The following is a 23275-nucleotide window of genomic DNA, read 5'->3' as shown; positions in this document are numbered from 1 at the left end:
ATTCAATAAGGTTATCTCAATTTACTGCCATCAATTGAATCATTATGCCAGTAAAAATAAAAGGTCAGTATGGTTATACTGACCTTTATCCTATTGATTTATTGGGATATTATTTGATTTTCTTTCTAACTTTTTGAATTGCTCGAATTTGAGCAACAGCGCGGGCTAACTCAGCAGCAGCAACAGAATAATCGATGTCACCGCCTTTATTAGCCATTGCTGCTTCAGCATGAGCTTTCGCAGCAAGAGCAGCAGTTTCATCCAGGTGATCCGCTCTCTCGACAACATCAGCAAGAATAGTGACACATTGTGGCTGTACTTCCAGCATTCCACCTTGCACGTAATAAATCTCTTGCTCACCACCAGGCATAGTTAATCGAATTTCACCAGGCTTTAATACTGTTAGCAAAGGAGCATGACCGGGTGTAACCCCTATTTCACCTAATTCTCCTGTGGCCACGACCATCTCAACCAAGCCGGAGAAAATTTCATGTTCCGCACTAACAATATCCAGATGCGTTGTTATTGTCATATCTGATTGCCTCATAGGGTTTTCGCTTTCGCAACAGCTTCCTCAATGCTTCCAACCATGTAAAATGCCTGCTCAGGTAAATCATCGTATTCACCTGCAAGAATTCCCTGGAAGCCTTTAATCGTATCTTTAAGAGAAACGTATTTTCCAGGTGAGCCAGTGAAGACTTCAGCCACGAAGAAAGGTTGCGACAGGAATCTTTGAATTTTACGAGCACGAGTTACTACTCGCTTATCTTCTTCAGATAACTCATCCATACCAAGGATCGCTATAATATCTTTTAATTCTTTATAACGTTGTAACGTCTGTTGTACCCGACGTGCAGTATCGTAATGTTCCTGTCCAACAATTAATGGATCCAACTGACGTGAAGTAGAGTCCAAAGGATCTACTGCTGGGTAAATTCCAAGCTCTGCAATTTGTCGTGACAATACTACTGTAGCATCCAAGTGAGCAAAAGTAGTAGCCGGTGATGGGTCAGTCAAGTCATCGGCAGGTACATATACTGCCTGAATAGAAGTAATGGATCCTGTTTTCGTTGAGGTAATACGCTCTTGCAGCATACCCATTTCTTCAGCCAGTGTAGGCTGATAACCTACTGCGGATGGCATACGACCCAACAACGCAGATACCTCAACCCCAGCCAGAGTATAACGGTAAATGTTATCGATAAATAACAGAACATCCCGTCCTTCATCACGGAATTTTTCAGCCATGGTCAAACCAGTTAATGCAACACGTAAACGGTTTCCTGGTGGCTCATTCATCTGACCGTAAACCAGAGATACTTTATCCAATACGTTGGAATCTTTCATCTCGTGATAGAAGTCGTTACCTTCACGTGTACGCTCTCCTACACCCGCAAATACAGAGTATCCGCTGTGTTCGATAGCGATGTTACGTATTAATTCCATCATATTTACTGTTTTACCAACACCAGCACCACCGAACAGTCCGACTTTACCGCCTTTTGCAAAGGGGCATAGCAAATCAATTACCTTAATTCCGGTTTCCAGTAATTCCTGGCTGCCAGCCTGTTCTTCGTAACTGGGAGCTTTACGATGAATAGCCCAGTGCTCTTCAGCACCTATAGGACCAGCATCGTCAACTGGACGTCCAAGAACATCCATAATACGCCCCAGAGTTTTCTTTCCTACGGGAACCTGAATGGGTTTGCCTGAATTTTTAGCTTTTAAGCCACGTTTTAAGCCATCAGTAGTACCCATAGCAATGGTGCGCACAACACCATCTCCGAGCTGTTGTTGAACCTCAAAAACCAAATCACTATCAACAAGCTCTAATGCATCATTGACTTTAGGGACGCTATCACGGGGAAACTCAACGTCTACCACCGCACCAATTACTTCTACTACAGTTCCTAAGCTCATTATATACCCTCTTATAAAGCGGCTGCGCCACCGACAATTTCTGCTAACTCTTGTGTAATTGCAGCTTGTCGGGCTTTGTTATAAGCCAATTGAAATTCTTTTATTAAATCACCTGCATTATCCGTTGCACTTTTCATTGCAATCATTTTTGCAGCTTGTTCACAGGCTACATTTTCTACAACAGCCTGATAAACCTGTAATTCAATATAACGTTCTAATAAATCATCCAGTAAATCCTTGGCATCAGGTTCGTATATATAATCCCAATGATGCCCCATTGTGCTGGTATCTTCGTCCGATTTTGGCAATGGTAACAGTTGTTTAACCAATGGTTTTTGCGTCATGGTATTAACAAATTCGTTATAAACGATATGCAAGGAATCAATAGTGCCATTGTAATAGGCATCAATCATTATCTTTACGATACCAATAAACTCATTGATGCCGGGAGTATCACCAAGATGCTCGACTGATCCAAGAATATTTCCACCAACTCGCTTGAAAAAAGCCTGACCTTTTCGACCAATGACAGCGATATCAACTTCATTACCCTGCTCTTTCCAGTTACGGATATTTCGAACAGCTTCCCGTAGCAGGTTAGCATTCAAACCACCGCATAGTCCTCTGTCTGTGGTAACGACGATAATGCCCATACGCTTTATCTCTCGTTCCGTCATAAAAGGATGTCTGTATTCCGAATTTGCACGAGCGATATGCTTAACGACATCATAAATTTTATTGGCATAGGGTTTAGATGCACGCATTCTTTCCTGCGTTTTACGCATTTTACTTGCTGCCACCATTTCCATCGCACGAGTAATTTTACGAGTTTTATTGATACTCGAAATTTTCGAACGGATTTCTTTTGCTCCAGCCATATGTTACTTCGCCTTTAATTGATTTGTAGGTCACTGCATCAATTGCAATGACCTGTATACCTGTTGGAATTACTTCCATGAGATATTAAATTACCAACTAGCCGTACGTTTAAACTCTTCAACTGCCTTTGTTAATTTTGCTTCAATCTCATTATCATATGCACCAGCTTCATTAATTGCGTGCAATAATGCAGCATGTGTACTACGCATATAATCATGTAATGACGATTCGAAGGAACTGATTTCGTTTACAGGAACATCATCCAGGTATCCTTTTTCTACAACAAATAGAGAAATACCCATTTCAGCTACAGTAAATGGAGAATACTGCTTTTGTTTCATTAACTCGGTAATGCGTTGACCGCGTTCTAATTGCTTACGTGTCGCATCATCAAGGTCTGAAGCAAATTGGGAGAAGGCTTCCAGTTCCCGGAACTGAGCTAATGCCAATCGAGTTCCACCACCCAGTTTTTTCATGATCTTGGTTTGGGCAGCACCACCAACCCGAGATACGGATAAACCTGAGTTAATAGCTGGCCTGACACCGGAGTTAAATAAATCCACATCAAGGAATATCTGACCATCGGTAATGGAGATTACGTTTGTTGGAACGAATGCAGAAACGTCACCCGCTTGAGTTTCAATAATTGGCAGTGCAGTAAGCGAGCCTGTTTTACCTTTTACTTCACCATTAGTTAACTTTTCTACTTCCTCAGCATTGATACGAGCAGCCCGCTCTAATAAGCGTGAATGTAAATAGAAAATATCCCCAGGATAAGCTTCACGACCTGGTGGTCTGCGTAATAGCAAGGAAATTTGTCGGTATGCCCAGGCTTGTTTGGTAAGATCATCATAAACAATCAACGCATCTTCACCACGTTCCATGAAATATTCACCCATTGAACAACCAGAGTAGGGTGCAATAAATTGCAATGCAGCGGAATCAGAAGCTCCAGCAACAACAACTATGGTATGTTCCAAAGCGCCGTGCTCTTCTAACTTACGTACAATTGACGCTACAGAAGAAGCTTTTTGACCGATAGCTACATACACGCATTTAACGCCAGTACCTTTCTGGTTAATAATGGCATCGATTGCAATTGCAGTTTTACCTGTCTGGCGGTCACCGATGATAAGCTCACGCTGTCCTCGACCTACAGGAATCATGGCATCAATTGCCTTCAATCCTGTTTGAACGGGTTGATCTACTGATTTACGTGAAATTACGCCTGGTGCCACTTTTTCAATTGGAGACATGCCAGCAGCATCAATTGGGCCTTTACCATCAATTGGATTACCCAAGGCATCAACAACGCGCCCTAAAAGCCCTTTACCTACAGGAACTTCCAGAATACGACCAGTACATTTACCTTTTTGACCTTCAGCAAGTGTAGATGAATCACCCAGAATTACGGCACCTACTGAATCTCTTTCAAGGTTAAGTGCCAGGCCATATACTCCACCAGGAAATTCAATCATTTCACCAGCCATTGCATCTGCAAGACCGTGTAAGCGAACGATACCGTCTTTTAAACTAACAACAGTCCCTTCATTACGTGCTTCGGAAACCACACTGAACTGATCAATCTTCTTTCTGATTAATTCACTGATTTCTGAAGGATTTAAAGCTACTTGTTCTGACATGGAAACTATCCTCTAAATTAAGCGGCCAAGCCGGTACTCAGCTTATTAAGCTTGCCCCGAACTGAACCATCGATAACTAAATCGCCTGCCCGAATAACTGCACCACCAAGCAAGGAGGGATCAATACTTATTTTTAATGACACTTTACGCTGTAATCGATTGCTTAATGATTCAATCAATTGCTGCTGTTGTGCGGGTGAAACTTCAGAAAAACTGATTACATCTACACCCAGTGTCTTTTCTTGTTCTGCTCTATGTACTTCATAGAGGGCTTTAATTTCCGGCAGCAGCATTAATCGTTTATTAGCAGCCAGTAATGCAATAAGATTATTTAATGACGTGTTGTCTTTTACCTTTACACTGCAAACGGATTGCAGCAACTCAATTTGTTGCGTGTCAGTTGAACTGGGATTTGCAATAAACTGTGATGCCTGTGGATTTAATACTGCTTGCGCAAGTATCATCAGGTGTTCAGACCACTCGGCTAATTTTTTTTCAGCTAAAGCGTGTTCAAAAATTGCTTTTGCATAGGGTCTGGCTATAGTGGTGCTATCAGACATTTTAAATCTCTTCTATCAAGTTATCTAACAGTGCGCTGTTCGCTTTGGCATCCACTTCGCGCATGAGAATTCTTTCAGCGCCTGAAATTGCCAGTCGGGCAACTTGTTTGCGAAGTTCATCTTTTGCATGATTCACTTGTTGCGCGAGTTGTTCCTGTGCGAGTTTTGCCTGAATCTGAGCTTCTCGTTTGGCAGCTTCTTTAGCTTCTTCAATGATTTGTGAAGCACGCTTATTCGCCTTATCAATAATATCGGCTGATTGCGCCTTGGCGTGTTTCAACTCATCTTTAACACGATGTTGAGCCAATTCAAGTTCTTTACGACCACGCTCAGCAGCAGAGAGACCATCTGCGATCTTTTCTTGTCTTTCTTCCAAAGCTTTTGCTAATGGAGGCCAAACTAATTTCATAGTAAACAGAACAAAAGCTGCGAAAACCAGCATTTGCACTACTAATGTTAAATTAATATCCAAAGTAATATCTCCTGTAACAATTAGGGCGCAACGGCGCCCTGTTCATGTGTTATCAAGAACCCAAGTTGCTAAGGAAAGGGTTTGCGAAGGTAAAGAACAGTGCGATACCAACACCAATCATTGTAACCGCATCCAACAGACCTGCTACGATAAACATTTTTACTTGCAGCATAGGAACCATCTCTGGTTGACGAGCTGAACCCTCAAGGAATTTGCCGCCTAGCAAGCCAAATCCTATTGCTGTGCCCAATGCACCTAAACCGATTAACAACGCAACCGCAATAACGGTCATACTTTGAACTTGTGCTATTAATTCAACAGCTTGCATATTTATCCCCTTTACAATGGATGATGAAAATTAAATTGGTTAATGTTCTTCGTGTGCCAGACTGAGATAAACTATAGTCAGGACCATGAAAATAAATGCTTGCAACGTGATTACCAGAATATGGAAAATTGACCAGGCCAGTGCCAGCACAAACTGAGCAATACCTAAAGTCGCTGTTCCTATCAGTGAACTTGATGCTGCATTTAAGGTAAGTAACGCTATCAAAATAAATATTAATTCGCCAGCATATAAATTCCCAAATAACCGCAATGCCAGTGAAATAGGTTTGGCAATTAAACCTACCAGCTCCAGCAATAAATTAAATGGAATAAACAGCGGATGATTAAAAGGCTGTAAAGTAAGTTCTTTTATAAACCCTTTAGCGCCTTTTATTTTGATACTGTAAAAAATAATTAAGAAAAAGACTGAAAGAGACAGACCAAAGGTCAAATTCAAATCATTCGTTGGCACTACCTTTAGATAGTGTATACCACTCATTTGAGCGAAAAAGGGCAATATATCAACAGGCAATATATCCATGAAATTCATTAAGAATACCCATAGAAAGATCGTTAATGCCAATGGACCGATTAAATTATTTTTACCATGAAAACAATCTTTTACCTGATTATCTGCAAATTCCAGCATTATCTCGGCAAAATTCTGCAGTTTTCCTGGAACTCCTGTTGTGACTCTTCTTGCCCCAAAGTACATTAAGGCGGCAACAATGATTCCGGAAAAAATAGAAAAGAATAATGTATCAAGGTTCAATGTCCAAAAACCACCGTGTGAACCCAACCTCATATCGCTCACATTATAAGTGAGATATGTTAAATGATGCTTGATATAATTTGTGCTAGATACCATTTCAGTCACTTTCTGGCCTATTCTGTTTATTGACAATTATCCATGGGGCAAACCAATGCGTCATGAGTACCAAAATATACGATGTAAAAAATGCTAGCGGTGTAATTTTAAAAAATACAAATACCGCTGTGAACAAGAATATGGACAAAATTATCTTGACTGCTTCACCCTTATAAAAGCTATTTACTATTTGCTTCGCAGCTCGAGCACCTTGATGCCTGAACAATTTGCTTGCAAAATATGCATTAGGTATGATGCAGACTATTCCGCCAAGTAATGCTGAACTTGCCGCCTTAATATTAAATACTATTGCACACAGGGCAGCAAGGACTAATGTTATACCCAGCTGCACCAGCCACAATCGCATGATTCCGCGCTTATTCAGCTGTTTGTTCACATATTCACCTAACTTTCACCGCGCGAATTATAAATCAAACAACTGCAATAATCAACGACGATATTCAAATTTCCGAGCTATAATATAAATGTAGGGCTTAGCATTCTTTAAATGCCAAGTAGATTTATTTAAACCTCGCCAAAGGAATAAAATATGTCTGATAAAATACAACATACTGCAGCAGGACTGCACGAAAAAATGATTCATCGCTACAATGATGGATTAGACCACAAACACAACAAAAGTCATCTTCTCTACCGACGTCACTGTAAATCTCACCCAAGTGTTCTAAAAAATGGAAATGATGCGGAATCTGAAACAAACGGCTCAACCGGACTAATTCGTGAATTTAAATTAAGAAAAATGCGTAAACGACTGGATAAAGGACGAATCCATTGATAAAGTATATCTTATCCTCCCAGGTTAGCCACTTCCTGGATTGGACGTGCAGCTGATGGCCTGATTTGATCAGGCCATATTATAAGTTTTAACCCTGAACCATATAAAGTAATATCGTTAGAATACAAAATAAATAAATGGTTTCGCTGGCGAAAACATAAAAACAAGCACCAACAACATTCCAAATATATAGCTAAACTTTTTTATCCATAATGGTTGTAACGTTGAGAGAACTTCGGTCTCCATTTTTTTTGCAAAAGGCCCGATAAAACAAAGAGCAATAAGCGAAATAATTAATAATACAGAGTCTTTATATTCAATTAGAGAATGACTCAACTTAAACTCGTGATATATACCCGGTATATCTATCATTTTGTGTAAAAGAGTGATTGCTTGATCAAATGTAGTCGTTCTGAACAGCACCCAGCCAAATACCACACAGAGGTAAGTAAACAGAATGGAAACAAATCTGCGTTTTTTGTTTTCTAAAGTATTACTATTATTTTTAAAATTGGTTTTGTATATATGATAAACAGCTAAAAGCAGACCATGGTATAACCCCCAAAGAGCATAGTTCCAGGAAGCACCGTGCCATAGTCCGGCAATGAACATAGTGATCAACAAATTATTAACTGTTCTAGCTAGAGTACCTCGACTGCCACCAAAGGGTATATAGAGATAATCGCGAATCCAAAGTGACAAACTCATATGCCATCTTTGCCAAAAATCACTTATATTCACTGCACTATATGGATGATTAAAATTCAGTGGTAATTTTATATTGAAGAATAATGAAACTCCTCTGGCAATATGTGTATAACCTAAAAAATCAAAATATATTTGCACTGTAAATGCAATACTCGCTAACCAGGAGTCGATATGAGTCGCATTCTGGTAATTATTAAATATTGGATCTGCTAAAACACTAACACTATCAGCAATGACTAATTTAAAAATGAATCCATATAGAATCAGACTTAAACCTTCATTAATTCGTGAAAACTCAGGTAGTGCAATTGTACCTTCAAATTGTTTGTACAGTTCTTTATACCGTACAATCGGACCTGAAATTAAATGAGGAAAATACATAATATAAAAATTATAATTCAACCAGCTTGAAGCAGGCTTCTCCCCTCGATAAATATCACAGATATAACTTATGGCTTCAAATGTATAAAATGAAACTCCCAAAGGTAAAATGATATGAAGCTCCCTGGGCATGGATAGTTCAAATCCCAAAAGAGAACCCAGAGTATATGTAGTGTCTAAAAGGAAATTAGTGTATTTAAAATAAATAAGAATAGTACAGTTAATCACTATTGATAGTGTTAAAAGCCATTTTCTTAACTTATTTGAAGTACTGTTGTATATTTTTTTTCCTAAATAATAGTCCACTGAGGTAGAGGCAAGAATTACCCCGATTAATGGAACACTCCACGTACCATAAAAAACGTAACTGCAAACCAATAAAAAATATTTGCGATACTGTATTTTAAGACTTATAAAAATAGCGAAAGAAATTAAAAAAAATAAAATAAATTGAAAAGTCACAAAATTCATGATTTATTTTCTTCCTCTGTTTGCATGTATTGATAAAAATCTGAATCTAAATAACCTTCTGGATAAGTAAAATCTTTTGATAATAATTTCTTTGCCAATAACTTGGTAATTTGCACTGCCCCATCTACATTTAAATGCACAGGATCCTGAAAATATTCTGGAGCCTGCAGTTCCTCAAATAAATTTACAAATCCTATGTTCTTTTCTTTAGCGTACTTGTCCAGAGCATTAGCTATCGTTTTATTATCAGGTAGTAAAAAATGATCATGAACCTTCCGCATAACCGGTTGGTACAGCGGCATTAAAACCAACACCACATTTACTGAATTTTTATTACATTCATCAATTAATTGATCATATCTATCCGCGCCCAATTTATAAACTTTATAATCATTCGCATAAGTATTAATCATTGCTTGATATAAAAAATCTGTATGCGCGGTTTTATGATTAAGAACATTGAAAATAGGTGAAAATCCCATATAGGAAACAACTGGATAATAGGTAATTAAATTAGAAAATCTTTGATTTTGTGTGTGCAATAAATTTTTACCACCAGTTAGTATTTGATGATGGTAATAACTAAGCATCCTGATAAAATAAAATTTTTGAGCTAATTGACAATAGATTTTAGTCGAAACAGCAATTTGTTGATTTACTTCACAACGAGTGTAGTAATCAGCTGAGTTATTATCCCAAAATTGTAGCGGGTGTTTCACTGTATCAGGATCGTAAGTGTAATAGTTATTCACATTAAGTGCGTGAATTGGTACATCGATCACAACTAAAGAGGGCTTCACTTTTCGCTTTAAGAGATGGCGCAAGGTAGCGATTTGTTCATTTAAATTGGCGCCTGTGACTCCTAAATTATAGGATGGATAAGATATCGATAGTTTTTCTGACAATGCAGCAGAAAAAAGCTCCGGATAAAAACTTCGTGCAATTATTGAATCTCCAATAGCAACGACTCCACCATTAACTGAATCTGCCACCAGCATTTTTTGATCGAAATCCAATCGACTGCCAAAATAAGCTGTGCTGGTAGCTGCCACCCAACGTGAAAATAATTCAATAAAAATAAAACCAATTAACGCGATAATCAAAACAATTGAAATTTTCTTTAGAAGATACTGCCTATAAAATTTATCCAATTCTTTCATTTCCTAAATCTGTTTTGCGGATTGATAAGTAAAATACCTCATCATCTTAACCACTCGTTCAACGCCGGTAGTATATCTTGCGATTTTAATGACTTTGGCTGCCTGATCTGGTTTGACATCCCCCATTAAATACACAATACGATCGGAAGTTATTATTTTAAATGCATCCGGATCTATAGAATCATCAGCAAATATCTGACTTCGAATTTTGGTAGTAATCCAACTGTCCTCAACACTATTAGAGGAAACCTGTCTCACATGAACATCATTAAACAAGCGTCTGTAATGTTTTACCTTAGTTAAACGCTGTTTTAATTCTTCAAGCAATTCATTGGTGGGCACATGCCCAGCAATCAGAATGTCACCATTAAATGCCGCAATATCAAGGACACAACTTGAGTTATTAAATGTCCTGTTTACTGCCAAAACCCGGTTAACTTCTGCCAATAAATTGTAATCATTCAATTTTTTGTACACATCATGTCTATCATAAAGTAGGGTAGCGCCAGTCCATACAGTACCAATACAGCCAGACAGGCTGCAGACCAGGATAAGTAACACCAATATAAAACGTCCCTGTTTTCGCATTTTATCGAATGTATTGGAAAATTTTAACGACTTTTCTTACACCATTTATTCGACGTGCAACATCAACTGCTAATGATGCTTGCTCTGGTGTAACGATCCCCATTAAATAAACAACACCATTTTCTGTAACTATACGAATCGAACCGGACTCCAACCCTTTTTTAGTTAGCATATTGCTTCTAATCTGACCAGTAATCAAAGAGTCTTTAGATCGTTGAGTCAATGGAAGGGGGTTATCTACCGATATTTCATCATATACTCGCTTAACCCCAGGCGTATTCTGCGCAATCCTCTCGGCAACAACACGCAAGGAAGCAGTGGGCGTTTGACCAACCAATAAAACAACCCGATTAAAACTGGTCACCAGTATACGAGAATTTCTAAATTGAGGATCTGAGACTATACCTTTATGAATTACATGAAATAATCGGGCATCTGCTTCCATTGTAGTGACGCTTCGTCTGTCATAGACCATTCCCGCAGCAGCACCAGCTACTACAGCGACTACACAGCTGGTTAGCATGGTACTCACCAATAAAACAACTATTGATTTTAATCTGGAGTTTATGTTCATTTTTTATCCTAAAACCTGACCAAATAAAGACTGATCAATTAAATCACAAAAACAGTGTAATATGAACAAATGAAGTTCTCTTATTCGAGCTGCGCTGTCTGAAGTCACACGCAGCTCTATATCTTCTGGACCCAGATGATTGGCCAGAACGCCACCATCTCGCCCACTTAATGCAATAGTATCCATACCTCGCTCATTTGCTGCATGCAGTGCATAGAGCATGCTGTCGGAATTGCCTGAAGTGGTAAGTAACAACAATACATCCTGTTCCTGACCTAATGCCTGAATCTGCCTCGCAAACACCTGACCGTAATGATGTTCATTCGCAAACGAGCCGAGACAGGTTGCATCAGAGCTTAAATTAATTACGGGTAAAGGCGGTCTTTCTACTTCAAAATGATTCAACATAGAACTGGCAAAATGCATGCAATTCGCACTTGACCCCCCACTGCCACATACAAATATTGTCCCATCACCCAGCAGGCAATTAACCAAACGTTGACCCGCTTTAGCGATACAATCCGACAATGCGTCTGCAACAGCAATATTTGTTTCAATATTCACACCAAAAAGATGTCTTACTCTTTCTTCCAACTGAACCATTTTATAAACCTTCTCATTTTCAATAATCGGCGTTAAAAGCGTCTTTAAGCCAGGTAATATGCCCTGAACTCCCATCAATACTAATGACATCAAAGCGTACGGGGTTGCGCTCTTGTACTTTATGTTTAAGCAAATAATGCGAAGTGGTTTTAATTATTTTTTGACGCTTCGCATAAGTAACACTTGCAATTCCGTCGCCAAACTTTATATTCGAACGGGAGCGTACCTCAATAAATACGAGATAATTCCCTTCTCGCATAATTAAATCTATTTCTCCTAAACGACAATAATAATTCTGACACACCAACTTAAGGCCTTGTTCCAATAAATACGATAATGCTTTTTGTTCAGCAATCCGTCCTGTGTGTAGGGTGCTCAAATTACTATTCCTCTGGTTCAATCAGTCAATTTAAACCGTATTGCCTAATGAGTGAGCCAGACCTTGTCTGAACTGCCCCCACTCAAGAACTCGCGCGACTTGCTGTGAAGGCTTCAAATACAAGGTTCCGTTAGACTCCATAGATCCATCTGCGGGAAATAAAATTAACTGATTTAATTGAGTTGCTAATGCATAACTGTCCATTCCCAAAGCATAAAGTCTATTATAACTATTAAATTGCTCTGGCCAATTTCTAGTACCCATCTGATGGGAAAATACCCAAGGGATATCGCAAAAAATAACACCATCCAAATCTTTATCTTTTAAAGCATTTGCGTTTCCGCCATAAACACTTGATGTAGCAAAGACAGGTACATCACCTGCATAGTAATATTTTAACAAGGGCATAATTTGACGCGCCTTTGAAGGATATGCTAATAAAAAGATCATATCAAAATCCTGTCTTCGGCTTGTTAAGGATTGCAGACTCTGACCCAAAACCTGTTTCAATTGCTGTTCTCTTGCCTGACTTTCAGAAATTTTTAGAAAATCCTTCATTTTCTTATTCATATCATCGTTGGTGCCATATAAAAAGGTATCAACAATTTTGCCACCATTATTCGTCCATTGATTTATAAAGGCCTTGGTTACATCATTACCCCAATCATTTTTTGGGGCAATAATTAATGCTCTGTGATACCCCTTGCTTCGAGCCTTAATTGCCACCTGACTGGCCTCGTTAGCAGGAGAAAGGCCAAAGAGATAGGAATTATCCTGTACACTGGCATCTGAATCATTCAGGAGCAGGGTAGGTACAGGGTGGTTCAGCACTGCTACAGCAGCCACCTGATTTTTGGTCAAGGGACCAACAACATATTCTGCACCTTCTTCAATGGCTTTTTGATAAAGTTCGGTGATTTCACCTTTAGCAGTATCATAAGTTTTTACCTGAGTTGTTTCTTCACCATTACTGGCCTTATAAGCAGCCATAAATCCTTCACGTATCGCTTTACCAGGACCTGAAAGTGGGCCACTCAAAGGGAGTAATAATGCTACATGTTTCGGTTTGGCAATCATTTTATCAGCAATACTGTCCAGAGGATTTGGAAGAATATTATTGGCAGGATGATTATCGAAGTGTGATTGCCATTGATCCAGAGCTGCAAGTAGGGATTTTGGATTATCTCGATATTTTCGAGAAATTATAGCTAACTGGAGCCATCCTTGTAATTCAGACCTATCTGCTGCTTCTGCAGCCATTGTATTTAATTCTGGCTGAGGTAAATTGATTAAAGTTAACCATAGAGTCCTTCTGTTGTTAATCTGAAGGTCCTGCTCTGTCAATAATGACTCCAGCTTTATTCGTTCCATCACCGATTCTACTTGATTTCCTGTTGATCGATAGGATTGGGCTAATAATTCATGAAATTGAATTTGATGATAACTGGAAAGGCTTTCTAATTGTTTAATCGTAGCTAATTTAACTAAAGCTGATTTAGGTTGATCCCGGATCACATCAACTTTTGCTAATAACAAAGTTTTTTCATTCATCTGATCATCAGTTAATTCACTTGTTTGTGCTAAAATGGCTAAGCCTTGCCGCCATTGTCCTTCAGAAATCATACGACCTGCAGCGGCTAATAAAAGACTTTGTTTCTTGTAGCCTTCTTCATTTTTTGCCAATGCAAGATAAGTTGCAGTAGGCATACTATAAGGATTTGTTACTTTTTTATGAACCGTTACGACAGGTTCTGATGAATTAACGGTTTTAGTACACTGACACAGTAAAAAAGTTGAGACCAGTAAGAAGAAAATACGAAAATTAAATAATTTTAGAAACATGTTAATTCGCCAAATACGCAATAACCGAAGAGGATAAACTATGACAAACTCTCTAGCAACAGGCATAGGAACTCTCTATATAGTTGCGACTCCAATTGGAAACCGTGATGACATCAGTTTAAGAGCTCTTAATATTTTAAAATCAGTAGATCTCATCCTTGCAGAAGATACACGACATTCAATACAGCTACTCACAGCTTTGGGAATAAAAAATAATTTAAGTTCTCTGCACGCGCATAATGAAAGTGAGAAAAGTAAACAAATAATTGAACAACTACTGAGTGGCAAAACCGTTGCTTTAATTAGTGATGCAGGTACCCCTTTAATTAGTGATCCCGGATATCCTTTAGTAAAACTTGCACGTCAGCACTTAATTCCTGTTAGTCCAATTCCAGGACCCAGTGCGTTGATTACGGCTCTTAGTGCAGCAGGGGTACCCTGTGATTCTTTCATCTTTTTAGGTTTTCTTCCTGCAAAGCAAACTGCACGAAAGAGCAAACTGGAATCATTACAAACCGAACCGCATACGCTAATTTTTTATGAATCAACGCACAGAATTCTGGAGTGTATTGAGGATATTTCAGAATCGTACGGCCAAGAGTGCGAACTTGTTTTGGCGAAAGAACTGACTAAAACTTATGAGCGATTTGTAACAGGCACCGTATCTGAAATAAAAAAATGGTTATTAGCAGACCCAGGCCATACCAAAGGAGAGTTTGTCTTAATTATTCCCCCACGCCCTGCACTTGATAATCACCAATCAAATGAGGAGATACTTGCTGTTTTATTACAAGAAGTTCCATTGAAACAAGCTGTTTCAATTGCCTGTAAAATTACCAAAGCGAATAAGAACGAACTCTACGAGGCTGCTTTAAAAATGAAAAACTCGTGACATCATTCTTTTGAATTGAATGAATTAATAAAGGTTATCGCTTTAGGCATTTTAGTGCCTTAAGGTGTATTCATTTTCAATCATAGCGAACCTAACTCCTAAAAATGAGCACTAAATGTCCGCAAATAACCAGCGCATGTCCTTTTAAGTCAAGCTGGATCGGGTCTCTATAGGCTATAATTAATTAAGTTAGATAAAGTAGAGTTCAGCTATGTCTTCACTAAAAAAATTAAGTTTTTTAATGGTGTATTTATTAATTCCTCTACCCATTATTGGCCTTCATCTTGGAGGATGGTTCAGTTTTCTTCCATTTGCAATCGTCTTTATTTTAATACCTTTGATCGACATTTTTGTCCATGATCCATCCAACCCATCAAAGGAACAGGAACAAGAACTCATTCAAGACAATTATTATAAATACCTCACCTATGCCTATGTGCCGGCACAGATTATTATGATCACTTATGCCGCTTATGTAATTAGCACCCAACATTTGTTATGGAATGAATGGCTTGGTTTTACACTGTCGATAGGACTCATATCAGGTGGAGCGGGGATCAATTTAGCCCATGAATTAATGCATAAAAACAATCGCACTCAACAACTTCTGAGTAGAACATTATTAGTGTGCGTATGCTATGGTCATTTTTTTGTCGAACACGTTAAAGGACATCACGTTCGTGTGGCCACGCCAGAAGATCCAGCAACGGCAAAATTAGGGCAAAGTTTCTATCAATTCATACCCAGAACATTGATTGGTTCTTTTAAATCAGCCTTGCATCTGGAAAAGAAACGTATGCATCAAAAGGGATATTCAACCTGGAGTTTTCATAATCATTTCTGGTGGATACTTTCAGTTCCACTTATCATAAGTATACTTTGTTTGCTTCTGGGCGGAATATCCGTACTCGCATTTTTTATAGTACAGTCCTTCACCGCCATCATGACTCTTGAACTGGTTAACTATATTGAACATTATGGACTGGAGAGAAATAAACTGGAAAATGGACTTTATGAAAAAGTCAGTCCTTATCACTCCTGGAATGCCAATCACTGGTTAACCAACGCCATACTTTTTCATTTACAACGTCATTCTGATCATCATACTTATGGTGGTCGTCCTTATCAGATTTTGCGTCATATGGAACAAAGCCCTCAGCTTCCATCAGGATATTTGGGTATGATAGTACTGGCTTTAATACCCCCGCTCTGGCGTTTAATAATGGATAAACGCGTTGTAGAGTACCGAAGACAATTAAAATATAGAGAACTGTATCGATAATCCCTCATGATTTATTTTTCATCCTGGCCATAGAATTTGGAATAGCCTTTCAATAAACTGTTCTTGGTTTTTCAAGTAATAAGGATATTTTATGAAATATGGTTTAAGGATTAATTGTTTTATTGGTTCCGTTTTCTTCTTATCTTCAACTTACGCAGCAAATCTGGGGCATGTCACCATTGCTGACCCAGTAATGGGTAGCCGAGATATTATCTACGAACAAATTAACGAATTTGCGGTAGTTGAAGGGGATATACTCATTGGAAAAGTAGCCAATCTGAACAATCAGGGTGCCATTATTACTCCTAAAGCAGGTGGATCTCGTTGGCCTAATGGTATTGTGCCTTATGAGGTTGCTGAAGATTTGCCGTTTATGAACAAATTAGCCATCTATCAAGCTATAGATCATTGGCAAAAAAACACCAATCTGGAATTTCTGGAATTGACCTCTAAAAATCGTTATGAACACCGTGATTATATTTCGTTCATTCATGCAGAGGGTACTACCTGTTCTTCATATGTGGGTAAAAAAGGGGGAAAACAGGAAATTAATTTAGCGCCACGATGTACCACAATGAATACAGTACATGAAATTGGCCATGCTCTTGGGTTATGGCATGAGCAATCAAGAGCTGATAGAAATTCCTATGTACGCATCGTATGGGAAAACATAGATGATGAATACAAACATAATTTTGAACAGCAATTAACAGATGGTAAAGATTTTGGTGCTTATGACTATCAATCCATTATGCACTACGGTACTTTTGCCTTTTCTAAAAATGGTGAAAAGACTATTATTCCGTTAACTGATGGAGTAGAAATTGGGCAGCGAACTCATTTAAGTGAAAAAGATATCGCTGCCATTAAAGCAATGTATCCCGAAGCTTAGTTATTGCAAGGAAGAAAACCCATGTTTTCTTCCTCTCCATCCTGTAGATCTAAAGCCAATTGTCGCGCTGCACGCGTTTCTTTATGCTGATCATGAGCATGATACAGTTCATACCCCAGATACATGGCAGTCAAGGCAATAGCTGCGGGCCAGCAAACTGCAAATGTAGTAATCAATACCATTGGCATAACTGTATTTTTAACCATGGTAAAGATAAAATCATTACGAGCGATTTCAAATTCTTTATAAGCCACAGGAAGATTAGTATCCGTTAATTGTGCCTGTTCCAAATAAAGACTTTTCTCTTTATATTGTGAATAAGCTCCTGTAGATAGATACATTGCCACGGCTACAGTACATACAAAAAATGAAGCGAGAACCAACATTGGAGGACTAACCAATATGGCGGTAGTAAATCCCAACATTAATAAGGCAGCGGCAGCGGCTACAAAGTAAAAGGTTGCTTCTTTAGTACGCCAGTTAATTTCCAATTCGAGCAACTGTTTATGGAGCATTTCTATATGCAAACGACGTTGTTCATCTGTCATTTTCTTAAATAGCTCAGGATTATTATAATCTTGTATTTCCAAGAGATATTGAGATTTTTTCGTTAAATATTCTTGTTCTGCCAGTTTGCATTTATACAGGGCCATGCACACATCAAAAGTTAGAAAAACAGCTGTTAAATATCCTGCGACCGGGCCTGAAATTTGAAATACATTATTAAAGTTAGTCAGACAGTTAACCGTCGCCCAAACCAGATCATTAGCAAAATTACAATGCCGTTTATAAAGCTCATGCATAAAACGTTCATAGGCAGTTGTAACCTCTGGAACATGATCTGTTTGAGCTGTAATGATTTCCTTTACTTCATCAGCTGTTAAACGGGTCGTTCCGTTTTCAATTAATTTACTCAGCAAATCCTCTTTTAATTTACTCGTGTCCCTGGCCGTTAGTTTAAGCGGAGATCCCTTTTTAGGAATATAATATAATTCCACATCAGCCTTATCGTCTTCCTGAACCAGGATATAACTATTTCTGTACGCTTCAATGCTGGCTGCACCTGGTAAGTGATCCAGTCTAGTGACATCACAACCACTTTTCGCTCCTTTCTCCAATTCAGTTGGAAAAAAGGTATGTTGGATCAATAAGCCGCCATCAATCATAAAGCGTATAAGAAAGAACCCAACGCTAAAGAAATTAATGACACCTATAGGAGCTTGAAATACGGAAATAATTTTGTCTACGTCAGTATGAGTTCCCAATATAACATCAAGTTTTTCAATGAGATGCAGATCCTTTGCCATAGTTAAACCCTGAGTTAATGTCATACGACAAAAAGCCCAGTAAATTCGACATAGATTTGCATACGCAACATAATCACGAATTTGCGATACATGAAAAGGAGAGTTAACCAAATTGCGAAAACTACCAAGATAAGAATTGTAAAGTGATTCTATAAAAGCCGTATCTGATTCTTTATGCTTTACTTTATTAATCAGGCGTTCTTTAATTTGTAACTTAATTGTAGCAAATTCAGCCTGTTTTCCAGGTTGTAGGTAGGCGGCATAAAAGGCTTCCAGCAACGAGGCACAATAATAGCAATACAACCAAAAAGCTTCTTTATTTTCATCATCTTGATTTTTTAAGATGTTAAACATTTCAGTAAATTCAGTCTCAAGTAGATGCTTGTTGTTCAGAAGAAAGGAGTATCCGATCGTTTCCGCGCGTTGATCAACGGCTTCGAATTTTGAATTTAATGTGCCAGTTGATGGAATTTTAGAGAAGAACTGATGTTTGTCCCTACGAACAGCTGCATTTTGCCTCGAGTAACCCATAATAACAACTCTCAAAAATTATACAGGAAGTTTTATTTATAGTACGTTAACACTTGGTATTGCTTTTGACAAGTCTTTTTGTATTGTTTTTTTACACATTGTTAGGTGAGATTCATAGGTATTTATTAAACTGAAAAGGGGGAAATTTTAAACCTATACAACGGCTGGTTTATAAGAATTAGGGCAGATGAGGCATGGTTATTTGCATACCAGATTACAATATTTTTATCCAATCTGTATTGGAGCTGTTTCTTGAGACAGATTGGAACAACAAATAACAAGACACTACACAGTATAGATATGAATAAATGCAATCTGCTGATTTTAACGGATTGTTACCATGCGCGACTGATTTATTTGCCGATACAAAAACTGGAAAAAATTCTTCCGAGCAAATCATCGGAAGTAAATTCGCCAGTAATTTCACATAATACTTGATGGGCAAGACGCAAATCCTCAGCAAGTAACTCTCCAGCCTGATGTTCAGTTAATTGTTTCTGGCCGGTAAGTAATAGCTTTTTTGCTTCATCCAGAGCCTGAAGATGACGTCTTCTTGCCAAAAACTGTCCCTCATTGGGATGATAACCCGCTATATGTTTGATTAAAGCTTTTAGACCATCAACACCATAACCCGATTTGGCTGATAGATAAACAGATTCATTCTCTGTTTTAGCAGAGAGGTCGTGCATATCAATTTTATTAAATACTGTAATTATAGGTACATCGTGTGGCAATGCTGATCTGATTTGGTTAGACAAGCCTTCATGATGATCTGGATCATTAACATCTACAACTAATAATACACAATCAGCTTGTTTTAATTCCACCCAGGCTCTTCGAATTCCTTCCTGTTCTACTATATCATCACTTTCTCGCAATCCAGCAGTATCGATAATATGTATTGGAATGTCATCCAATAACACATGTTCACGCATCACATCTCGAGTGGTTCCTGCAACTTCTGTAACTATAGCCACATCCCTTCCCGCAAGATAATTGATTAAAGTCGACTTACCTGCATTAGGTCTTCCCGCTATAACCAAAGATAAACCCTCTCGAAAAATCACGCCTTGATTTGCCTGGGATCGGATTACGTTAAGTTGATCTAAAATAGACTGAAGTAAAGTGGATACCTTTCCGTCATTTAAAAAATCGATTTCCTCTTCTGGGAAATCGATTGCAGCCTCAACATACAATCGCAAATAAATTAACTCTTCATTTAATTGATTGATTTTTGTTGAAAACTCGCCCTGCAAGGAACGCAATGCCATTCGTGCTGCTGTTTGTGAGCTTGAATTGATTAAATCAGCAATTGCTTCAGCCTGAGTTAAATCGATTTTATCATTTAAAAATGCTCTTTCTGAAAACTCACCGGGTCTTGCTAATCGAGCGCCCAAAACAACACATTCTTTAACCAACAGATCAAGCACAACCGGTGAACCATGCCCATGAATTTCAACAACATCTTCACCGGTAAATGAATGCGGTGCCTTGAAATAGATCATCAACCCCTGATCTACTAATTGATTATCCGCGGTATAAAAGGAACAGAAGGTTGCCAATCTGGGTTGAAGAGTCTTATGGGCATTAAGAGAATGTGCAATTGAATACGATTTGGAACCCGATAATCGGATAATACCTACCCCACCTTTTCCAGGTGGGGTAGCTATTGCTACTATAGTATCTTCTGACATTTATTTTGCTGTTGCTACCAGTTTCTTAACTGGTTTGTCATCAGAATATTTTCGAGTAATGTACCATTGTTGCATGATGGATAAAGTATTATTCACTATCCAATACAATACTAATCCTGATGGAAAACTCCAAAACAATCCAGTAAACAAAATAGGCAGGAACATCATTACTTTAGCCTGCATAGGATCTGGTGGTGTTGGATTCAATTTTTGCTGAACTAGCATTGTCGCACCCATAATAAGAGGCAAAACATGATAGGGATCAGCAGACGCCAGATCATTAATCCAGAAGATAAAAGGAGCTTGTCTTAATTCAACACTTTCCAGCAACACCCAGTACAAAGCTATAAATACGGGAATTTGTATAATAATAGGTAAGCAACCACCTAAAGGATTTACTTTTTCCTGGCGGTACAGTTCCATAGTCGCCTGACTTATTTTGGCTTTATCGTCGCCATAACGCTCACGCAAAGCTTGCAGCTTGGGTTGTAATTTACGCATTCCAGCCATTGATTTATAACTGGTTGCTGACAATCGGTAAAATGCCAACTTAATTAATACTGTAACCAGAACAATTGACCAGCCCCAGTTTCCAACAACATTGTAGATTGCTTTCATCAATGAAAACAGTAAGGAAGAAACAAACCAAAGGATGCCATAATCAACTGTTAAATCCAAAGAAGGGGCAATGCTTTTTAGAACACTGGTAATTTCAGGTCCAACATATAATTTGGAACTAATTTCTTTTTGCTCATCCGGTTTAATCAAAATGGGTTGACTCACCGCACCTATAGTGTAATCACCATTAATAGCCCGAGTATAAAATTTATTTTCAGCTGAATTTCCAGGGATCCACGCACTTAAAAAATAATGTTGCTGCATCGCAATCCAGCCGCCTTTAGCATCAACATCAAGATTGGTTTTATTCATATCACTAAACCCAACCTTTTGATAACGATGAGTACCAGGATTTGAATAAGAAGCGCCAGTATATGAACCGACATGGAAAATACTTGATTTATCTTCCTTGGGTGAACTTCGGAGCAGTTGAGTATTTAAATACCCTTTCCAGTCAGTAGCTCCATTATTAATAATTTTATAATTTACATCAATTAAGTAACTGCCTTTAGTAAATATAAATTCTTTTTTAACTATTAAACCCTCTTCATTTTTTCCATCAAGAGTAACGATTAATTGATCTTGATTAGGTTTTAACTGATATTCTTTTTGTTCTGACGTAAAACCAAAATTGAGTGATTGCACGGATTGATCTTTCGCTACGAAGATGCTGCTATTAGCTACATAGCGTTCTTGAGGCTGATTTTGCAGAAGAGGAAATGGTTTGTTTTTATCCTCAACACTCAATGGATAGTCAAGAAGAAGTCCTTTAACTATATCACCTTGCTTTAAATCAATGGCTACATCTAAAACATCAGTTTTAACTTGAATCAGTTGCTCAGGTTTTAGCACATTTTTATTTGTTTGTTGGTCAAATGATGGATTTAGAGGACTTTGCTCTGTTTCAACAGGAGTAACTTCTGGTAATAAATGACCATCAGTATTCAATTGACTGGTTGATTCTATTGCAACAGGCTGTTTCGCTGGATAATCCGCTTGCCAGGCGTTCCAAAGTGATAAACCAACCAGCGCAAGCGCCATATATAATATAATACGTCTAATATCCATTAAAGCTTCTCATCGTTAGGGAGTACCGGATCATAACCACCACGAGACCAGGGATGACATCGTAATATACGTTTCAAACCCATCCACATGCCTTTAGTTATGCCATGTTGTTTGATTGCACTCTCAGTATACTGTGAACAACTAGGATAATAGCGACAGCATGGTTTAATCAATGGGGCAATCAAAAATTGATATATTTTAATTGGAATGCATACTATTTGTCGTAGTATGAAGTTAGTTTTTCCCATGTTTTGCTCAATTGGGTATTTATGACTAAATTTGTTTGTCGTGCCACACCTTGTTTTGCTAGAAAAATCATATCTACTGCAGGTAGCTTCTGTATTCTGAAACTTTCCCTCAGCAGTCGTTTTATACGATTTCTATCATGGGCCTTTGCTATCATTTTCTTTGACAACGCCAGCCCTAAACGAGCATAACCGAGATTATTGTTTCTGTATAACACAACAAATTCAGTCGTTACAATTTTTTTTGCCTGTTCAAACACATGGTCATAATCTTTTTTTGTTAACAGTCTCTGTGTTTTAGTAAATGCAAACACTTAAGCTGACAAACGCTTACGTCCTTTGGCACGACGACGTTTAATAACTAATCGACCTGCACGAGTTGCCATACGCTCACGAAAACCATGATCGCGTTTGCGTTTTAGATTACTTGGTTGAAAGGTGCGTTTCATGATGAACCTGTATATAAATTTATGAGGTTGGCAATGATAGATAACTTTCTTTCCAGTGTCAAATTAGAACTATGATTATTTTTTGTTATATTTTCCAATTAAACGGGGAAGTGTAATTATAATATA

The 23275-nt window shown here is 38.2% G+C and carries 26 protein-coding genes; 4 read left to right on the top strand and 22 right to left on the bottom strand.

Annotated elements, in window-relative coordinates; all coding sequences use genetic code 11:
• Positions 1-109 precede the first annotated feature (109 nt).
• The 9 genes from Lqua_RS13715 to Lqua_RS13675 all read right to left on the bottom strand — a co-directional run bounded on the left by Lqua_RS13715 (position 110) and on the right by Lqua_RS13675 (position 7066).
• A complete protein-coding gene (locus Lqua_RS13715) occupies positions 110-532 on the bottom strand; it encodes a F0F1 ATP synthase subunit epsilon (RefSeq protein ID WP_058474907.1) in 423 nt (140 codons plus the stop codon).
• A gap of 11 nt (positions 533-543) precedes the next feature.
• A complete protein-coding gene (gene atpD / locus Lqua_RS13710) occupies positions 544-1920 on the bottom strand; it encodes a F0F1 ATP synthase subunit beta (protein WP_028382911.1) in 1377 nt (458 codons plus the stop codon).
• Between the two features lie 11 nt (positions 1921-1931).
• Complete coding sequence (atpG, locus tag Lqua_RS13705; protein ID WP_058474847.1) at positions 1932-2798, bottom strand: F0F1 ATP synthase subunit gamma; 867 nt, start codon at positions 2796-2798, stop codon at positions 1932-1934.
• Positions 2799-2888: 90 nt separating this feature from the next.
• Positions 2889-4442, bottom strand: a complete 1554-nt coding sequence (atpA, locus tag Lqua_RS13700; protein WP_058474846.1) for a F0F1 ATP synthase subunit alpha — start codon at positions 4440-4442, stop codon at positions 2889-2891.
• A gap of 17 nt (positions 4443-4459) precedes the next feature.
• A complete protein-coding gene (locus Lqua_RS13695; RefSeq protein ID WP_058474845.1) occupies positions 4460-5002 on the bottom strand; it encodes a F0F1 ATP synthase subunit delta in 543 nt (180 codons plus the stop codon).
• A gap of 1 nt (position 5003) precedes the next feature.
• Positions 5004-5474, bottom strand: a complete 471-nt coding sequence (locus Lqua_RS13690; protein WP_058474844.1) for a F0F1 ATP synthase subunit B — start codon at positions 5472-5474, stop codon at positions 5004-5006.
• 52 nt (positions 5475-5526) lie between these two features.
• Positions 5527-5802 carry a F0F1 ATP synthase subunit C gene (gene atpE, locus Lqua_RS13685; protein ID WP_028382916.1) on the bottom strand — a complete coding sequence of 92 codons (276 nt, stop codon included), beginning with the start codon at positions 5800-5802 and terminating at the stop codon, positions 5527-5529.
• 39 nt (positions 5803-5841) lie between these two features.
• A complete protein-coding gene (gene atpB / locus Lqua_RS13680) occupies positions 5842-6669 on the bottom strand; it encodes a F0F1 ATP synthase subunit A (RefSeq protein WP_083501341.1) in 828 nt (275 codons plus the stop codon).
• A 1-nt stretch (position 6670) separates the two neighbouring features.
• Positions 6671-7066 carry a F0F1 ATP synthase subunit I gene (locus Lqua_RS13675; RefSeq protein WP_058474843.1) on the bottom strand — a complete coding sequence of 132 codons (396 nt, stop codon included), beginning with the start codon at positions 7064-7066 and terminating at the stop codon, positions 6671-6673.
• A 153-nt stretch (positions 7067-7219) separates the two neighbouring features.
• Here Lqua_RS13675 and Lqua_RS13670 point away from each other — a divergent pair, with 153 nt between their 5' ends.
• Positions 7220-7465 carry a hypothetical protein gene (locus Lqua_RS13670; protein ID WP_058474842.1) on the top strand — a complete coding sequence of 82 codons (246 nt, stop codon included), beginning with the start codon at positions 7220-7222 and terminating at the stop codon, positions 7463-7465.
• Positions 7466-7582: 117 nt separating this feature from the next.
• Here the strand turns inward: Lqua_RS13670 and Lqua_RS13665 are convergent, their stop codons facing one another.
• Genes Lqua_RS13665 through Lqua_RS13635 form a run of 7 tightly spaced genes read right to left on the bottom strand, consistent with a single transcriptional unit; the run spans position 7583 to position 14171 of the window.
• Positions 7583-9025: an MBOAT family O-acyltransferase gene (locus tag Lqua_RS13665; protein WP_058474841.1), complete on the bottom strand. Its 1443-nt coding sequence runs from the start codon at positions 9023-9025 to the stop codon at positions 7583-7585.
• Positions 9022-10185: a DUF1574 family protein gene (locus Lqua_RS13660; RefSeq protein WP_058474840.1), complete on the bottom strand. Its 1164-nt coding sequence runs from the start codon at positions 10183-10185 to the stop codon at positions 9022-9024. The genes Lqua_RS13665 and Lqua_RS13660 overlap by 4 nt, the downstream gene beginning before the upstream one ends.
• Before the next feature lie 3 nt (positions 10186-10188).
• Positions 10189-10773, bottom strand: a complete 585-nt coding sequence (locus Lqua_RS13655) for a BON domain-containing protein (RefSeq protein WP_058474839.1) — start codon at positions 10771-10773, stop codon at positions 10189-10191.
• 1 nt (position 10774) lies between these two features.
• Complete coding sequence (locus Lqua_RS13650; protein ID WP_083501340.1) at positions 10775-11347, bottom strand: BON domain-containing protein; 573 nt, start codon at positions 11345-11347, stop codon at positions 10775-10777.
• 3 nt (positions 11348-11350) lie between these two features.
• Complete coding sequence (locus tag Lqua_RS13645) at positions 11351-11950, bottom strand: D-sedoheptulose-7-phosphate isomerase (protein WP_058474838.1); 600 nt, start codon at positions 11948-11950, stop codon at positions 11351-11353.
• A gap of 19 nt (positions 11951-11969) precedes the next feature.
• Positions 11970-12329 carry a YraN family protein gene (locus tag Lqua_RS13640; protein ID WP_058474837.1) on the bottom strand — a complete coding sequence of 120 codons (360 nt, stop codon included), beginning with the start codon at positions 12327-12329 and terminating at the stop codon, positions 11970-11972.
• Between the two features lie 30 nt (positions 12330-12359).
• Positions 12360-14171, bottom strand: a complete 1812-nt coding sequence (locus tag Lqua_RS13635) for a penicillin-binding protein activator (protein WP_058474904.1) — start codon at positions 14169-14171, stop codon at positions 12360-12362.
• A 40-nt stretch (positions 14172-14211) separates the two neighbouring features.
• Between Lqua_RS13635 and rsmI the strand changes: the two genes are divergently transcribed.
• The 3 genes from rsmI to legP all read left to right on the top strand — a co-directional run bounded on the left by rsmI (position 14212) and on the right by legP (position 17237).
• Entirely contained in the window at positions 14212-15063 is an 852-nt protein-coding gene (gene rsmI / locus Lqua_RS13630) for a 16S rRNA (cytidine(1402)-2'-O)-methyltransferase (protein WP_058474836.1), read from the top strand.
• A 211-nt stretch (positions 15064-15274) separates the two neighbouring features.
• Positions 15275-16345: an alkane 1-monooxygenase gene (locus Lqua_RS13625; RefSeq protein ID WP_058474835.1), complete on the top strand. Its 1071-nt coding sequence runs from the start codon at positions 15275-15277 to the stop codon at positions 16343-16345.
• A 91-nt stretch (positions 16346-16436) separates the two neighbouring features.
• A complete protein-coding gene (gene legP, locus Lqua_RS13620) occupies positions 16437-17237 on the top strand; it encodes a Dot/Icm T4SS effector Zinc-dependent metalloprotease LegP (protein WP_058474834.1) in 801 nt (266 codons plus the stop codon).
• Here the strand turns inward: legP and Lqua_RS13615 are convergent.
• The 6 genes from Lqua_RS13615 to rpmH form a co-directional block, all read right to left on the bottom strand.
• Positions 17234-19075: a hypothetical protein gene (locus tag Lqua_RS13615; RefSeq protein ID WP_058474833.1), complete on the bottom strand. Its 1842-nt coding sequence runs from the start codon at positions 19073-19075 to the stop codon at positions 17234-17236. The two genes, legP and Lqua_RS13615, sit on opposite strands and share 4 nt — an antisense overlap.
• Positions 19076-19428: 353 nt before the next feature.
• Positions 19429-20769, bottom strand: coding sequence for a tRNA uridine-5-carboxymethylaminomethyl(34) synthesis GTPase MnmE (gene mnmE / locus Lqua_RS13610; protein WP_058474832.1), 1341 nt, complete (start codon positions 20767-20769; stop codon positions 19429-19431).
• The gene (gene yidC, locus Lqua_RS13605; RefSeq protein ID WP_058474831.1) at positions 20770-22455 is read right to left on the bottom strand and encodes a membrane protein insertase YidC; all 1686 of its coding nucleotides are present in this window, start codon (positions 22453-22455) and stop codon (positions 20770-20772) included.
• Entirely contained in the window at positions 22455-22703 is a 249-nt protein-coding gene (gene yidD / locus Lqua_RS18010; RefSeq protein WP_083501339.1) for a membrane protein insertion efficiency factor YidD, read from the bottom strand. The genes yidC and yidD overlap by 1 nt, the downstream gene beginning before the upstream one ends.
• Positions 22670-23014 (bottom strand): ribonuclease P protein component, encoded by a 345-nt coding sequence (gene rnpA / locus Lqua_RS13600; protein WP_058474830.1) that lies wholly within the window; start codon positions 23012-23014, stop codon positions 22670-22672. Before rnpA ends, yidD begins: the two co-directional genes overlap by 34 nt.
• Complete coding sequence (gene rpmH / locus Lqua_RS13595; protein WP_006869475.1) at positions 23015-23149, bottom strand: 50S ribosomal protein L34; 135 nt, start codon at positions 23147-23149, stop codon at positions 23015-23017.
• Positions 23150-23275 lie beyond the last annotated feature (126 nt).

Source organism: Legionella quateirensis, assembly GCF_001467955.1.
Classification (GTDB): Bacteria; Pseudomonadota; Gammaproteobacteria; order Legionellales; family Legionellaceae; genus Legionella; species Legionella quateirensis.
Note: the sequence above shows the minus strand (reverse complement) of the source record. Positions and strands in the feature narration are given on the sequence as shown.